Origin of the sequence: Flavobacterium zubiriense (genome assembly GCF_041729725.1) — a bacterium.
Classification (GTDB): Bacteria; Bacteroidota; Bacteroidia; order Flavobacteriales; family Flavobacteriaceae; genus Flavobacterium; species Flavobacterium zubiriense.
The window spans coordinates 16,275-30,314 of the sequence record NZ_JBCFQL010000007.1 but is presented as its reverse complement, the minus strand read 5'-3'; the positions used below and the strand labels follow the sequence as shown (position 1 = coordinate 30,314).

The window sequence follows — 14,040 nt, the reverse complement described above, 5'->3', positions numbered from 1 at the left end:
TTTAGATTTTTGGAATTTGCTATATATTATCCGGGAAAATCTCCGCCTTCATCACCGCCACCGCCACCATTTCTTGGGGGATTCTTTTCTTTATCTGTTTTCTTCATGTTTAATCGGTAAGTAAAAGACAAGTTAATTTGTCTTCTTCTCCACTGAAATTCGCTGTAAGATGTAACGCTTTCTAAATTAGTTTCCGAAATCATTTTTCTAGAATTAAATAAATCACTTACATTCAATGCAACTGTAGCTTTGTCTTTTAAAATATCTTTGCTGAAAGCCATGTTAATAACATAATTCCCCAGATTTCTACCTTGAGCTGTATTTCTTGGTCCAAAATACATTCCAGATAATTGCCAATCTATTTTAGCAGGAAGTGTTAAACGAGAGCTCACTCTGGTGAACCAAGAAAAAGCTTCGTTGTCTAGTTTTTGAGTTTGTTCCACTCCATCGATATCTTTATATTTATTTTCTCCTGTTGTTTTAGCATTGAAAAGGTTGAAACTACTGTTCAATTTCCAAATTTTTAATGGACTGTAGTTTAAGGTAAATTCGAAACCAATTTTATGTTCTTTGGCTAAATTGACTGGGCTACTTAAAATTACTGGATTGTCGCCCACAAATTCTCCTGTTTCAGTTCTAACAAATGCAAATACATTTTCAGTATTCTCAAAATAAATAGAAGTATTAAAAGTTACTTTCTCCCATCTTTTTAAATATCCAAAATCAAATTTATCTGTAAAAGAAGGATCTAAGTCTGGATTACCTCTAAATAAATTGATATTACTTGAATAATTTGTTGCTGGATTTAAAAAACGCCCTCTTGGTCGTGACAAACGTTTACTATAGCTCAAAGAGAGGCTACTTTCATCTGAAATCTCATAATTTATAAAAGCACTTGGGAAAAAATTGTTGTACTTTTTAGTATTGAAATCTTGTGTGTCTAATAGATTGATGTTGATTTTTGTGTCCTCCCAACGCAAACCAAACAAGTACGAGAATTTATTTACTTTAAAACCATATTGTGTATACAAAGCATTAATTTGTTCTTTGTACTCTAAAGTATTAGAAAGAAAATCACCAATAGCGTTTCCGCTGTTGGCTGTTGTTACACTGTATTCACTATCCAAATCATTAAAGTTTCCTTTATAACCTATTTCAAATTGGCTTCCGTTTTCGAATGGTAAAACATAGTCTGCTTGTAACTGAAGTTGTTTTTGATCTTGATTATTGAAAGTTTCATCAAATCGAGGATTATTGCTTCCAACAATTTCATCAATAATAAGTGCATCATCATTGTCCACATTAGTTGAATATGAGAAATCTGCGGTTAACTTATGTCCATTATCATTGAAATTTTTTAAGAAATTAGAAGAATATTCTAAGTCCTTTCCAATATCATTTCCCTCGCTTAAACGGTAACGAGTAGATGTGAAATTTCTATTTTGGTCGAATGAATTATAGTTTACCAAATCATTATTGGTACCACTATTATTTCTGTAGCTAATTGCATTAGTCCAGTAAGTATTAGGAGCTACTGTCCATTCAAAACCTGTTTTTGTTGAAATTCCTTTTCTTAGACGTTCAGTATCTCTAACTTCATCGTTATAACCTGTAATAATTCCGGAGTCTGTATTTAAGTTGGTACCGTTGATGCTGTTTGTCAAACCTGCACCTTCACTTGTTCTATAATCGTATCCAGTAGAAGTGAAAAAGTTTAATTTTTCGGTTTTGTAATTCAAATTGGCACTTGCACCATAGGTTTCAGGCACTCCAATTGAAGTTATAAAACTTCCGTTGAAACCTAAATTTTTTCCTTTTTTCAAAACAATATTCAGGATACCCGCACCCCCTTCGGCATCATAACGTGCTGATGGATTGGTGATAACTTCTACTTTATCAATTGCGTCAGCTGGAATTTGGCGTAAAGCCTCAGCCATATTCAAGGCATTCGAAGGACGTCCGTCAATAAAAATACGTACGTTTTCGTTTCCACGCAAACTTACATTTCCTTCCACATCTACCGAAACTGAAGGTACATTTTCTAAAACATCACTTACGGTTCCTCCTTTTACAATCATGTCTTGACCTACATTGTAAACTTTTTTATCCAACTTAATTTCAACAGTTGATCTTTCGGAACGAACAACTACTTCGTTCAATTGTGCTGCATCTTCAACTAGTTCAATTGTTCCTAAATTAGTGTTTTTATCCAGCTTGCGTTGGTTGTATTCGATAGCTTTAAAAGAAATAAATTCGATTTTTATATTGTAAACTCCGGGTGCGACTTCTATAGAAAAACTACCTTTAGGATTGGTAATACCGCCAGCAATTATTTTTGGATTAGTAGCATCTGTAATAGTTACTGTAGCGTATTCTAGAGGTTGTTTTGTTGTTTTTTCAATTACAGTCCCAGAAATTTTTACTTTTTCCTTAGGTGGATCAATTACAGGATCGCCTATGTTGGCAAAACTACTCAGGCAAGTAAAAACTAAGGTGAGACTCAAAAAGAATCTTAATGATTGTCGCATTTTTTAAAATTTTATGTTTGTGTTAAGAATAGGGAAACGGGTTTTGGTTTAACAGCGATATATTAAATTAATGTTAAAAAGCTTATTCCGCTTCAAAAAAGGCTTCAATCTTATCCATTTCTCTTGCTATAATTGCTTTGTTTCCTTTGATAATGATAGGTCTTTCTATTAAAATTGGATTTTGAATCATTGCCTCAATTACCGCTTCGTCAGTTAGATTTTGACCTTTAAATTGTTCTGTCCAAATCTTTTCTTTTTGACGAACTAACTCAATAGGTTTGATGTTTAGTTTTTCTAATACAGCTCTAAGTTCTTGTGCACTAGGGACTTCTTCTAAATATTTGATGACTTTGTATTCTTGATTTGTGTTTTCTAAAAAAGCCAGACAATTTCTTGATTTTCCACAACGTGGATTATGATATACTTCAATCATGAGTATTATTTTTATAGTTTAAAATAAAAAAGGTATTTTCGAAGAGACAAAAATAGCTTTTGAAAGTTGAATAGAACTACTTTAATCCATAAAAGAGATGTTTATAGAACAAGGCATTCGTTTAGAAAATAAATTTTGGAAATATATTTTGGGCTCTAGCCTTATTATTTTAGCTTCTTTTTTAGGACAAATTCCATTAGTAATAGCGGTTATTAGTAAAACAATTCTAAAAGGAGCAACTTACCCCGCTACTAATGATGAAATCATGCATTTTTTTGAACCTAATTTGACTCTTTTTTTGATTCTCATTTCGTTTGTTTTTGCTTTTGTCGGAATTTATTTGGTCGTGAAATATTTGCATCTACAAACCATGCTTTCGGTGACTACTTCCAGAAAAAAAGTCGATTGGGGTAGAATTTTATTTTCATTTGGACTTTGGGCTGTATTTTCGATTGTGTCTACTTTGGTCTTTTATTATTTTAATCCAGACTTGTATGTTTTTCAATTTAAACCCATTCCTTTTGCTATTTTATTTGTTATTGCTGTGGCGTTGGTTCCTATTCAAACGAGTACTGAAGAATATGTTTTTAGAAGTTATTTGATGCAAGGTTTTGGAAATTTGGCACAAAATAAATGGTTTCCTTTGCTAATGACTTCGATAATTTTTGGAGGAATGCACCTTTTTAATCCCGAAGTATCAAAAATTGGAAACATTATTTTTGTCTATTATATCGGTACGGGATTGTTTTTAGGAATTATTACGTTGATGGATGAAGGAATCGAATTGGCTTTGGGTTTTCATGCCGCCAATAATCTCATTGGAGCCTTATTAATCACTTCGGATTGGTCTGCTTTTCAAACGCATTCTATTTTCAAAGACATATCAGAACCGCAAGCTGGATTTGACGTTATTTTGCCAGTAGTTGTGGTTTATCCTCTGATTTTATTTATTTTTAGTAGCAAATACCAGTGGACGTATTGGAAAGAAAAATTAACTGGAAAAATCAGTTCAAACAATTAAGCTCATGAAGAGAGTTACGTATAAAAATATCCACAATTTTTTTAAATTCAATGGTGTTCATTTTGATAGTAAAGGAATGCTTGTTGTAGCCTATTATTTAATCAAAGAAGGGGATAAACAAGAAAAAGCTATAGGTGATTTTTTACTCGATTGGTTTGATGAAAGACCGTATATCGATTTAAAAACTTCAGGAACTACGGGAACTCCTAAAATCATCCGGAAAAACAAACAAGCTTTAGTAAACTCGGCATTAGCAACAGGAGTTTTTTTCGGATTGAAAGCTGGTGACACGGCTTTGTGCTGTTTGCCTGTTGAATTTATTGCTGGAAAAATGATGCTGGTAAGAAGTTTTATTCTAGGTCTAGCAATTGATTTTGTTTTGCCAAATTCAGAACCTTTGGCTCATCTGGACAAAAAATACGATTTTGTAGCTATGGTACCTATGCAAGTTGAAAATTCCTTAGACGATTTGCATAAGGTTAAAAAACTCATTATTGGCGGAGCAAAAATGAATGATTCTTTAGTGAAAAAACTGATGAATGTTAGCACCCAAGTTTATGAAACCTATGGAATGACCGAAACTATTACGCATATTGCCGCCAAAAGAGTAGGCGAACAAGCTTTTTCTATTTTACCAAATGTTCTAATTTCTCAAAATGAAAACAATTGTTTGGTTATTGATGCACCACAACTGAGCGAAGAACGTTTGATTACGAATGATTTGGTAGAAATAATCAATGATTACCAATTTGTGCTTTTAGGTCGAATTGATAATGTGGTGAATAGCGGAGGAGTGAAATTAATTCCTGAAAAAATTGAAGAAAAATTAGCCGATGCAATTGATGCACGCTTTTTTGTGGGCGGAATTCCAGATGCGATTTTAGGAGAAAAATTAGTTTTAGTTATCGAAGGAAAAAATCAAGATGTAGACGAAGCTATTTTTACCGTTTTAGATAAATTCCAAAAGCCAAAAGCGGTATTTTTTGTCCCAGAATTTGAAACCACAGAAAGCGGAAAAATCAAGCGAAAAGCGATTTTGAAGACTTTAGAATAATATTCAGTTGGTCTCAAATAGAATTAAAACTATATACTTTCAGTGCATTTCTCTTTAGCTTCTAAAAAATGTTCACACCGCAAATTCGCAAATTTTAAAATATTAGTTATTCAAATAATTTGCGAATTTGCGGTAAATATTAACTGTACAATAGTGGTTTATTTGTGCTCAATAATTTCGGCTTTTAATTTATCAACTTCCATCAATCCAATTTTTTTATTGACTATTTTGATAACGCCTTCTTTTTTTAAACTGGATAGAATACGTGTGACTTGCTCATCAGTAGTTCCAGCAAAATCAGCGATTTCTTTTCGAGAAAGATTAATATTCAGTAGATTATTAGTATGACCAAATTTTTTAAGCAAATACAATAAGATGTCAATCACTCTTTCGCGCACATTCATTTGGGCGATTTTTTTGACCCTGTTTTCGCTTTTATTCAATTCTTCGGCATAAAAAAGCATCATATCATACGTAAACTCTGGAATCGATTTTAGAATTGCGTGCATCACATCATTACTAAAATTACACAAAACGGTATCCTCAAGAGCCGAAGCAGCAATCAAATAACGGTTGCTCGTTCCAAAACCTCTGAAACCCAATGTATCTCCATCTGTAGTAAGTCGAACAATTTGTTCTCTACCATAAATACCTGTTTTCAAAACTTTTACTTTTCCTTTGAAAATAAAGTATAATCCTTGAATAGGAGCGCCTTCAATCATGAATTGTTGTCCTTTTTTGCAGGTATAATTGGTTTTTTCCAAAATAAAATCCTGCATCTTTTCCAGATGCAAATGTTTTTTAATAAAACAATTGGCATTGTTACAGCTCGTACAATCAGTGGTAATTCCTCTCATTTGTTCTATAATTGATGAGTTGAACTCGGTTTAGAATAGAACAAATGTATGTTAATAATAAGTATTAATACGTATTTTTTTAATGAAAATTACTTAGGTATTAATGCTTTTGTGAATTTAGAAATAGAAGACTTTGTTTTTGTTAGAATCTTATTTTTTAGATTAAAAATCAATCAGATTGTTATTGTAGTTTATTCTTGTTCCATTTCTTCATACATTTTTAACAACTGACTTACAGTATTCCAGTTCCGAATGGTAGCAATAAGATTCAATCTTTTCTCGATGTATTTTTGGTCTAATCTGGTTTTTCCAGCCGAAACAGCATATTTAATGTAGATTCTGTTTTTATCAATATAGACTTCATCTGGTTTTACAGCACTCATTTTCAGGTCGTGAATACGGTCTTTATGCAATTCCATCGAAGTAAAAGCGACGTACAGTTTTTTAGTATCAACTTCTTTTTCTTTTAGAAAGAGATTGTTTTTCAAGCAGGATACTAAATCCTCTTTATTAATTACCACAACAGGAACATCATGCCCAAAGGTTTTGAAAATTTCTTGCTTGATTTTGAATCCTACTGCGGCTGGATTTTCTTCTTCGGTGGTTACAAATACATTTCCAGTTTGGATATACGTTTTTACGTTGGTAAACCCAATGTTTTCCAGCATTTTTTGCAGGGCATCCATTTTCATCATGTTATGTCCAGAAACGTTAATGCCGCGAAGTAGGCAGATGTGAACCATATTTTTTTAGTTTTAATATTTAGAGAATATCTTGTTAAATTTTATTTGGTAAACTAATGATTATTCTTCTAGAAGTTTTCGAAACTTAATTTCAATTTCTTTTTTTAATGGATTTATAATCTCAGGAATTTTTTTGTAAGCCATAGTTGAATTAAAAAGTTCTTTTCTATCTAATTCTTGTCCCATTGATTTATATATAAGTTTTTTATCGTAAAGATTAAAAATTTCACTCGATTCCTTAAAGAAATTATTTAATGAATTTTCAATATCTTCATCAAAATAAATTGAATTAAACTTAAAATACTTCCAAAATTTATTGTGAGCATCTCGATATTCTTGACTTGCTAATTTCTCATTTTCTTCAAAATCTGTACCGTTTGGAGTGAATTTAATTGGTGAAATATACGTTGATAATAAACTTAAATTCTCATTTAAAAATTGAAAAGTTTTTTGTAAAACTTCGAATCGTTTTTCGTGAAGTTTTGTAAACTTAAAATTTTCTTTGGATTTCAAATAACTTAGTTCTGTTTGAAACTGAGATATTTCTTTTAAATGTTCCTTTTTTAATTGCTCAAGTTTTTCATCAAAAGAATTTTTAATACTGCCTTTTACTCGTTCATTTAAATATAATGTTAGTAAAGTTGGTATTAAACCACAAACAAACGCTATTAAAATATTGATAATAATATCTTCCATCTCATTTTTGATTTAAAGAAAATGATTTCTTAAAATTAATACAGTTATTGCAAAAGTAGGTCTAAGTTAGCCATATCATCAAATAGCGGAATATTCATTTGTTGTAAAGCATCAAAATTAGCGTGATTTGTAAAACCAAAAACATCAAAACCTCCCGTCAATGCCGCTTGAATGCCAGCAGGACTGTCTTCGATAACAACACAATCTTTAACATCAAATCCCAAGGTTTTGGCTGCATGAAGATACAATTCGGGATTGGGTTTCCAACTGTTGATATCGTAAGCACTAAAAATATTCCCTTCAAATTTATCAATCAAGTTAGTAGTGGTCAGGTTAAGTCTTATTTTATCGGCAGGACCATTGGAAGCCACAGCAATGGGAACATTAATTTTAGCTAATAATTCATGAATTCCTTTTATAGGTTTCAAATCTTTTTGAAAAGCCTCAAAAGTGCGAATTCTGAATTCTTCCTCAAAAGTATCAGGTAATTTTTTGTTAGCCAATTCAGCAATGTAATCAAAACAAAATTCGAGTGATTTTCCTAAAAATAATTGATGTGCATGGTTTTCATCGATGATTGCTCCATGCAATTTTGCCATGCTGACTAAGGTGCCAATCGAAATTTCTTCGCTATCTACCAGTACGCCATCGCAATCAAAAATGATACATTTGTATTTCATGTTTTTGTTGTTTTAAATTAATTTAGATATTGGAACACAGATAAAACGGATTGAACAGATTAACACAGATAAGAATAATAAAATCCGTTTATATCAGTTGAATTAGTTACAGCAACCACACTAGTTTTGTTTTTGCCACGAATTACACTAATTTGCACAAATATTAGTTATTTTAAAATATATTATACAAATTTTTATCTGCCTTTAGCAGATTCGTGGAATATTATGACATTCAAATTTGTGTTATTTCGTGTAATTTGTGGCTGTTTTTAAATTCAAATTATAAAAGCTCCAATAATTCTAGTGGATGATTGATGATGGATTGAGCACCTTCTGCTAATAATTCTTCTTTTGGTCGATAACCCCAAAGTACTCCAACGGCATACATATTGGCGTTTTTTGCCGTTTGTATATCAATTCCAGAATCGCCAACATAAAGGAATTCTTCAACAGAAAAACCTAAAGTGTTGCTGATTTCAATGGCTGCTGAGGGATTTGGTTTTTTGGTAGCTTCACTTTTTAAACCCATTACAATTTCAAAATAATCAGGAAATAAGCTAAGTCCAATTTTCTTAGTCAATTCATCTGCTTTATTGGATAATACGGCAAGTTTAATATTTCTAGATCTTAATTCATCCAAAAGTTCCATAATTCCGTCGTAAGCTATGGTTTTGTTGGTACAATTCTCGCGATAATTTACCATCATGGCTTGAAAAGTACTTTCGATACTAGATTCGTCTTTATGAGTTTCAGGAAGTGCTTTGGTAACTAAATTTCGAAGTCCGCTGCCTATAAAATCATTAATAACTTCATAGCTATGAGTTGGAAAGTTACGTTCTTGAAGTACTTTATTGATTGAATCGGCGATGTCTATAAGTGAGTTTACGAGGGTTCCGTCTAAGTCGAAAAGTACTGCTTTAAATTTCATTTTTTATTATTTGTATTGGAGTGTAATAATTTTAACCGCTAAGTTCGCTAAGTTTTTCGCAAAGTTCACAAAGTTTCATCTAAAAAAAAATTCACACAGATTTCACTAATTTTCACAAATTTGAATGTAGTTAACTCTAATTGCACAAATTTTTTCTTCCTTTGGTAGATGATTCGTGTAATTTAGTGTAATTCGTGTAGAAACGTAACGTTTTATTTTTTATCCACCACAATTCGATTTTCTCTATTGGCTAATTCCCAAGCAATATTAAAAGTCAATTGTGTTCTTTTAGTTAAAGCATCGTATTCAATTTTGTCAGGTGTATCGGTTTTTCTATGATAATCGGCGTGTACACCATTAAAAATAAATACCGATGGAATTCCGTTTTTAGCAAAGTTGTAATGATCTGAACGACGATAGAAATTGTTAGAATCATTTAACGCATTGTATCTAAAATCCAATTCCAGATGAACGTATTTTTCGTTTACCGCAGTACAAATTTGATGTAATTCTGTCGAAAGTCTATCGGCTCCAATTAAATAAACGTAATTGTTTGTGTTAGGATGAATTTCGTCACGACGTCCTATCATGTCAATATTGATATTGGCAACCGTATTTTTTAGAGGAAACAAAGGATTTTCGGTATAATAACGCGAACCGTGTAAACCGTGTTCTTCGGCAGTAACGTGCAGGAATAAAATAGAACGTTTAGGGCCGTGACCTTCTTTTTTTGCTAATTGAAAAGCCTGAGCTATTTCAAGTAAAGCTACCGTTCCAGATCCATCATCGTCCGCTCCATTAAAAACAGCCTCATTTTTAATACCTATATGATCGTAGTGTGCCGAGATTACAATAACTTCATCTGGTTTTTCGGTTCCTTCGATGTATGCCCAAATATTTTCGGAATCCGGTAATTTTTCATTGCGTTTGGCATTCAAAAAAGCTTCTGGAACGTGTTGGTAATAATCCTGAGCTCCTTTTGGAAAAGAGATGTTGTCTTTTTGATATTGACTAATAAGGTATTTACCCGCTTTTTTTTGACCAATAGAACCTGTTTCACGGCCTTGCATCGAATCATTGGCTACAATGTAAAGATGTGTTTTTAATTCGTCAGCCGTAATGGTATTGCTGTATTTTTCAGGTTTTAATCCGCTTTTGGTGGTAATTTCTTTGGTTCCTTGGCATGAAGCCAAATAACTAAAGGCAAGGAAGAAAATTATTTTTTTCATTTTAAATGATAACAATTATACAAGGGCAATTTTACAAATATCTGAAAAATTAATTGAATTGAAATGTATTAAAACAGTACGTTAGTAAAACTTCTTTTTTATCAATTGAAAAACTGCGTAATTGTCTTCTTTAATCGGTGTTCGAACTCTTTGACTAAGGTTTTGATAGGCAATAAAATATGCGTAATTTTGTAATCTTAGAATAAAATTTATTTACCATGGAACAAATACATCAAACTCTCTCATCAAAATCAGAAGCCTTAATTAATAAAGAAAACAATTATGGGGCGCATAATTACCATCCGTTACCTGTAGTTCTTGATAGAGGCGAAGGAGTGTTGGTGTGGGATGTAGATGGAAAACAGTATTATGATTTTTTATCAGCTTATTCGGCAGTTAATCAAGGACATTGTCATCCTAAAATAGTAGGAGCCATGATAAAGCAAGCACAAACCTTGACCTTAACTTCTCGTGCTTTCTATAATGACCAGTTGGGTGTTTATGAAGAATATGTGACTAAATATTTTGGTTTTGACAAGGTTTTACCAATGAATACCGGTGCCGAAGCAGTGGAAACAGCTTTAAAATTGTGTAGAAAATGGGCGTATGAAGTAAAAGGAATTGCTGAAAACCAAGCGCAAATTATTGTTTGCGAAAATAATTTCCACGGAAGAACAACAACTATTATTTCGTTTTCGAATGATGAAACGGCTCGCAAGAGTTTCGGTCCTTTTACCGAAGGCTTTATTAAAATTGAATATGATAATTTGTATGCTTTAGAAAAAGTATTAGAATCCTCTCAAAATATTGCTGGATTTCTGGTGGAACCTATCCAGGGTGAAGCAGGAGTTTATGTTCCAAGCGAAGGTTATTTGGCGAAAGCCAAAGCATTATGCGAGAAGCACAATGTATTATTTATTGCTGATGAGGTACAAACGGGAATTGCACGTACCGGACGTTTATTAGCCACTTGTGGTAATTGCAAATGTAAATCAGCTTGCGAAAACACACCTGAAGTTAAACCCGATATTTTAATTTTAGGAAAAGCCTTGTCGGGAGGCGTTTATCCTGTTTCGGCAGTTTTGGCTAATAATGCCATTATGAATGTGATTCAACCAGGACAACACGGTTCTACTTTTGGCGGAAATCCTGTAGCAGCAGCCGTTGCTATCGCTGCACTTGAAGTCGTAAAAGAAGAAAAATTAGCCGAAAACGCAGAACGTTTAGGAGTAATTTTAAGAGACGGATTGAATGCGATTGCGTTAAGAAATCCTCTGATTTCTTTAGTAAGAGGAAAAGGATTATTGAATGCAATTGTAATTGATTGTGATGAAGAATCTGATTTGGCCTGGGAAATTTGTTTGAAATTTAGAGATTACGGTTTGCTTGCTAAACCTACTCATGGAAACAAAATTCGTTTGGCTCCACCGTTAGTAATCACCGAAGAGCAAATTCAGGATTGTCTTTCTATTATTGAAAAAGCGTTAAACGATTTTAAATAAAACACTATGGATCGTGTAGTTAAATTAATAAAAAATCGTTCGGATATTGGTGGTGGAACTCGTGGATCTGATTTAGGAGTGGATGCATTAGAAGTGGCTGCCATTAATCGCGGGAGTGATTATTTTAACCAATTTACTTTTGAAGATGTAAAAACGCATAACGAAACTATTTATGATAAGAATAGAAATACATTTGCTAAGCGAATCGAATTTGTTTTAGAGCAATGTACTCGTGTTTCCTATACTATAAAAAGAACTTTAGAAGCCAACTTTTTGCCTGTTGTTTTGTCGGGAGATCATTCTTCTGCATTGGGGACTATAAGCGGAATTAAAGCTTTTTATCCACATAAAACACTGGGAGTAATTTGGATTGACGCTCACGCCGATTTGCATTCGCCTTATACTTCTCCATCGGGAAATATTCACGGAATGCCCTTGGCGGCAGCCTTAGCTTTGGATAATTTGAAATGCCAAATTAACGAAGTCATTCCTGAAACTCAGCAACATTGGGAAGAAATGAAACATATAGGGATTGAGGCGGCTAAGATTGATCCAGAACATTTAATCTATTTTGGAGTTCGCGATACCGAAGAAGCTGAAGACCAACAAATAGCGGAATTGGGTATTAAAAATTTCAGTGTTGAGGAAGTTCGGTACAAAGGTTTAGCAATTTGCGTCGAAAAAGCATTGGCACAATTGGCTAATTGTGATATGATTTATATTTCTTTTGATGTGGATTCTCTGGATTGTGATTTAATTTCTAACGGAACAGGAACTCCAGTTTCTAAAGGTTTTGACCAATATGAAGTGATTGCGATGATCAATCAAATGATTATGTCTCGAAAAGTAATTTGTATCGAATTTTGCGAAATCAATCCGCTTGTAGATACAAAGGGAAATAAAATGGCTGAAACAGCTTTTGAAGTTTTAGAACAAATTACATCGACTTTAGTTTTACCAATGGAATAGTTTTTAGCCATTTTCAGCTAATATTTGCCAACTTAACAACAAATTCCAGCATTTGACTTTAAGAATTTATAACAAAAAACAATGAAATATTTGTTTTTTCGCAATTTATGGAGGGTAAATTTTATTTATTGTATTTCGCTCTTTAAAACCGTCATTTTATAATAGTACCAAACATAATTACTTATATTTGCATAAGTATTTATACTTAGTTTTAAAATCACTTTTTATGATTCAAGTAGCAGAAGCTTTAAATATTATAGCTGAGAATAGTTCTAAAATGCCCATTGCAAAAATCAAAGTGAGTAAATCACTGGGATATGTTTTGGCAGAAGCAATTTATTCTCCAATTAATATGCCTCCTTTCCGTCAGTCGGCGATGGATGGATACGCTTTTACTCATGGAGAATTGACTCAGTTTGAAGTGGTGAATATAGCTCAGGCAGGAGATTTTTTAGATGATGAAATCAAAAAAAATCAAGCAGTTCGCATTTTTACAGGTGCTTTTGTTCCTGATGATACCGATACTGTGGTGATGCAAGAGCATACAAGCGTAAAGGATAATTTGCTTGAAATAGAAAAAATGCCTGAGGCATTTGCTAATGTAAGAGCTAAAGGGGAGCAAATTAAAAAAGGCGAATTGGTTTTTGATGTAAATACAGTAATTACTCCGGCGGCTATTGGTTTTTTAGCCTGTTTGGGAATTACAAAAATTAAAGTGTTTGAAAAACCAAAAGTAGCTATTTTAGTTACTGGAAACGAATTGGTTGCTGCTGGAAATAAATTACCAAAAGGAAAAATTTACGAAAGTAATTCGCTGATGCTGGAAGCAGCTTTGAAAACAATTGGAATAAATAAGCCAACAGTTTTTAAAGTAAAAGATAGTTTAAAAAAGACAATTAGTACCGTAGAAAAATGTATAACTAATTTTGATGTAGTGTTGATTTCGGGCGGAATTTCGGTTGGTGATTATGATTATGTCAAAGAAGCTTTATTAGAGAATGGAGTAACAGAGTTGTTTTATAAGATCAATCAAAAGCCGGGGAAGCCTTTGTTTTTTGGACGGAAAGAAAATAAAATTGTCTTTGCTTTACCAGGAAATCCTGCTTCTTCATTGACTTGCTTTTATGTATATGCGTTTCCTGCTTTGAAAAAGTTAATGGGATTTGAAGCGATCCATTTGCCAAAAATGAAGCGAAAAATAAATGTAGATTTTAAAAATACATCTGGAAAGACCTTGTTTTTAAAAGCCTTGTATGAAGATGAAAAGGTGACGGTTTTAGAAAGTCAGAGTTCGGCAATGTTAAATACTTTTTCGATTGCAAATGGTTTTGTTGTTGTGCCTCATGATGTTACAGCGATAAAAGCAAATGAAGAAGTGGTAGTTTTGCCTTTTAATTGAA

Annotated in this window: 13 protein-coding genes; 5 read left to right on the top strand and 8 right to left on the bottom strand. The window is 32.7% G+C overall.

Annotated features, from left to right (window positions below):
- Nucleotides 1-26: 26 nt before the first annotated feature.
- Both AAGV28_RS07690 and arsC read right to left on the bottom strand, forming a co-directional pair.
- Entirely contained in the window at nt 27-2,528 is a 2,502-nt protein-coding gene (locus AAGV28_RS07690) for a TonB-dependent receptor (protein ID WP_373406238.1), read from the bottom strand.
- 82 nt (nt 2,529-2,610) lie between these two features.
- On the bottom strand, nt 2,611-2,961 hold the full coding sequence (gene arsC, locus AAGV28_RS07685) for an arsenate reductase (glutaredoxin) (RefSeq protein WP_373406237.1): 351 nt from the start codon (nt 2,959-2,961) through the stop codon (nt 2,611-2,613).
- 97 nt (nt 2,962-3,058) lie between these two features.
- On the opposite strand from arsC, the gene AAGV28_RS07680 reads away from it, so the two are divergent.
- Together AAGV28_RS07680 and AAGV28_RS07675 are read left to right on the top strand one after the other, a co-directional pair.
- Entirely contained in the window at nt 3,059-3,982 is a 924-nt protein-coding gene (locus AAGV28_RS07680) for a CPBP family intramembrane glutamic endopeptidase (RefSeq protein ID WP_373406236.1), read from the top strand.
- 4 nt (nt 3,983-3,986) lie between these two features.
- Nucleotides 3,987-5,036, top strand: a complete 1,050-nt coding sequence (locus tag AAGV28_RS07675) for an AMP-binding protein (protein ID WP_373406235.1) — start codon at nt 3,987-3,989, stop codon at nt 5,034-5,036.
- A 158-nt stretch (nt 5,037-5,194) separates the two neighbouring features.
- On the opposite strand, the gene AAGV28_RS07670 is transcribed toward AAGV28_RS07675, so the two are convergent.
- From AAGV28_RS07670 to AAGV28_RS07645, 6 genes are all read right to left on the bottom strand, one after another.
- Nucleotides 5,195-5,893: a Crp/Fnr family transcriptional regulator gene (locus AAGV28_RS07670; RefSeq protein WP_373406234.1), complete on the bottom strand. Its 699-nt coding sequence runs from the start codon at nt 5,891-5,893 to the stop codon at nt 5,195-5,197.
- 191 nt (nt 5,894-6,084) lie between these two features.
- Nucleotides 6,085-6,636: a DUF1697 domain-containing protein gene (locus AAGV28_RS07665; protein ID WP_373406233.1), complete on the bottom strand. Its 552-nt coding sequence runs from the start codon at nt 6,634-6,636 to the stop codon at nt 6,085-6,087.
- A gap of 60 nt (nt 6,637-6,696) precedes the next feature.
- Entirely contained in the window at nt 6,697-7,332 is a 636-nt protein-coding gene (locus tag AAGV28_RS07660; RefSeq protein WP_373406232.1) for a hypothetical protein, read from the bottom strand.
- A gap of 44 nt (nt 7,333-7,376) precedes the next feature.
- Entirely contained in the window at nt 7,377-8,012 is a 636-nt protein-coding gene (locus AAGV28_RS07655; RefSeq protein WP_373406231.1) for an HAD family hydrolase, read from the bottom strand.
- 280 nt (nt 8,013-8,292) lie between these two features.
- Nucleotides 8,293-8,940: an HAD family hydrolase gene (locus AAGV28_RS07650; protein ID WP_373406230.1), complete on the bottom strand. Its 648-nt coding sequence runs from the start codon at nt 8,938-8,940 to the stop codon at nt 8,293-8,295.
- Nucleotides 8,941-9,152: 212 nt separating this feature from the next.
- Nucleotides 9,153-10,169, bottom strand: a complete 1,017-nt coding sequence (locus AAGV28_RS07645; RefSeq protein ID WP_373406229.1) for a M28 family peptidase — start codon at nt 10,167-10,169, stop codon at nt 9,153-9,155.
- Nucleotides 10,170-10,387: 218 nt separating this feature from the next.
- Between AAGV28_RS07645 and rocD the strand changes: the two genes are divergently transcribed.
- From rocD to AAGV28_RS07630, 3 genes are all read left to right on the top strand, one after another.
- Nucleotides 10,388-11,671 carry an ornithine--oxo-acid transaminase gene (rocD, locus tag AAGV28_RS07640; protein ID WP_373406228.1) on the top strand — a complete coding sequence of 428 codons (1,284 nt, stop codon included), beginning with the start codon at nt 10,388-10,390 and terminating at the stop codon, nt 11,669-11,671.
- Between the two features lie 6 nt (nt 11,672-11,677).
- A complete protein-coding gene (locus tag AAGV28_RS07635) occupies nt 11,678-12,640 on the top strand; it encodes an arginase (protein ID WP_373406227.1) in 963 nt (320 codons plus the stop codon).
- Nucleotides 12,641-12,866: 226 nt separating this feature from the next.
- Complete coding sequence (locus AAGV28_RS07630) at nt 12,867-14,039, top strand: molybdopterin molybdotransferase MoeA (RefSeq protein WP_373406226.1); 1,173 nt, start codon at nt 12,867-12,869, stop codon at nt 14,037-14,039.
- The last annotated feature ends 1 nt before the right edge of the window (nt 14,040 follow it).

Coding starts and splice junctions, on each gene's coding strand:
- AAGV28_RS07670 (WP_373406234.1), bottom strand. CDS start 5,893: ATGAGAGGAATTACCACTGATTGTACGAGCTGTAACAATGCCAATTGT.
- AAGV28_RS07635 (WP_373406227.1), top strand. CDS start 11,678: ATGGATCGTGTAGTTAAATTAATAAAAAATCGTTCGGATATTGGTGGT.
- AAGV28_RS07680 (WP_373406236.1), top strand. CDS start 3,059: ATGTTTATAGAACAAGGCATTCGTTTAGAAAATAAATTTTGGAAATAT.
- AAGV28_RS07675 (WP_373406235.1), top strand. CDS start 3,987: ATGAAGAGAGTTACGTATAAAAATATCCACAATTTTTTTAAATTCAAT.
- AAGV28_RS07630 (WP_373406226.1), top strand. CDS start 12,867: ATGATTCAAGTAGCAGAAGCTTTAAATATTATAGCTGAGAATAGTTCT.
- AAGV28_RS07655 (WP_373406231.1), bottom strand. CDS start 8,012: ATGAAATACAAATGTATCATTTTTGATTGCGATGGCGTACTGGTAGAT.
- AAGV28_RS07650 (WP_373406230.1), bottom strand. CDS start 8,940: ATGAAATTTAAAGCAGTACTTTTCGACTTAGACGGAACCCTCGTAAAC.
- AAGV28_RS07690 (WP_373406238.1), bottom strand. CDS start 2,528: ATGCGACAATCATTAAGATTCTTTTTGAGTCTCACCTTAGTTTTTACT.
- arsC (WP_373406237.1), bottom strand. CDS start 2,961: ATGATTGAAGTATATCATAATCCACGTTGTGGAAAATCAAGAAATTGT.
- AAGV28_RS07660 (WP_373406232.1), bottom strand. CDS start 7,332: ATGGAAGATATTATTATCAATATTTTAATAGCGTTTGTTTGTGGTTTA.
- AAGV28_RS07665 (WP_373406233.1), bottom strand. CDS start 6,636: ATGGTTCACATCTGCCTACTTCGCGGCATTAACGTTTCTGGACATAAC.
- AAGV28_RS07645 (WP_373406229.1), bottom strand. CDS start 10,169: ATGAAAAAAATAATTTTCTTCCTTGCCTTTAGTTATTTGGCTTCATGC.
- rocD (WP_373406228.1), top strand. CDS start 10,388: ATGGAACAAATACATCAAACTCTCTCATCAAAATCAGAAGCCTTAATT.